Here is an 897-nt window from a genome sequence, read left to right on the forward strand (position 1 = left end):
GGCAGGTCGTGCGCGGCGACAAGGTCGACTACAACGGGGCGCCGGCCGGCTACGCCGACCAGCCCGACGAGGTCGTCAGCTACGTCGACGCCCACGACAACGAGACCCTGTTCGACGCGCTGACCTACAAGCTGCCGGTGGCGACGTCGATGACCGACCGGGTGCGCATGAACACCCTGTCGCTCGCGACCACCGCTCTGGCACAGACGCCCTCGTTCTGGCACGCCGGCGCCGACCTGCTGCGCAGCAAGTCGCTCGACCGGGACTCCTACGACAGCGGCGACTGGTTCAACCGGCTCGACTGGACCGGCGCGGACAACGGCTTCGGCCACGGCCTGCCGCCCGAGGGCCCCAACTCGAACAAGTGGTCGTTCATGAAGCCGCTGCTCGGCAACCCGGCCCTCAAGCCGGCGGCGAGCGACGTGCAGACCGCGAGCGCCATGGCCCAGGACCTGCTGCGCCTGCGGTTCAGCAGCCCGCTGTTCCGCCTGGGCTCGGCCTCGGCCATCGAGTCGAAGGTGTCCTTCCCCGTCTCGGGCACGGCCGACGCGCACGCCGGCGTCGTCGTCATGCGCGTCGACGACACGAAGGGCACCGACGCCGACCCGCGCCTCGACGGCCTCGTCGTCGTGTTCAACGCGACGCCGGACGCCGTGACGCAGAAGGTGCCCGGCCTGACGGGCGCGCTCACGCTGAGCCCGGTGCAGGCCGGCGGGTCCGACGCGGTCGTCAAGCAGTCGACGTGGAACGCCGGATCGTCGACGCTGACCGTGCCCGCCCGCACGGTGGCGGTGTTCGTCCAGGCGCACTGACGCGCCGCCGGTAAGACAGCGGGCCCCGGGGAGACGTGCTCTCCTCGGGGCCCGTTCGCCGTCCCCGGCGTCGTGGCCCTCGCCG

Annotated in this window: 1 protein-coding gene; it reads left to right on the top strand. The window is 72.2% G+C overall.

The annotated features are described in order from the left end of the window. Positions 1–812, top strand: an 812-nt coding sequence (locus BIV28_RS19150) for an alpha-1,6-glucosidase domain-containing protein (RefSeq protein ID WP_207556123.1), incomplete at its 5' end; no start/stop codon positions are given. Positions 813–897: the final 85 nt, after the last annotated feature.

Origin of the sequence: Intrasporangium flavum (genome assembly GCF_001956915.1) — a bacterium.
GTDB lineage: Bacteria > Actinomycetota > Actinomycetes > Actinomycetales > Dermatophilaceae > Monashia > Monashia flava.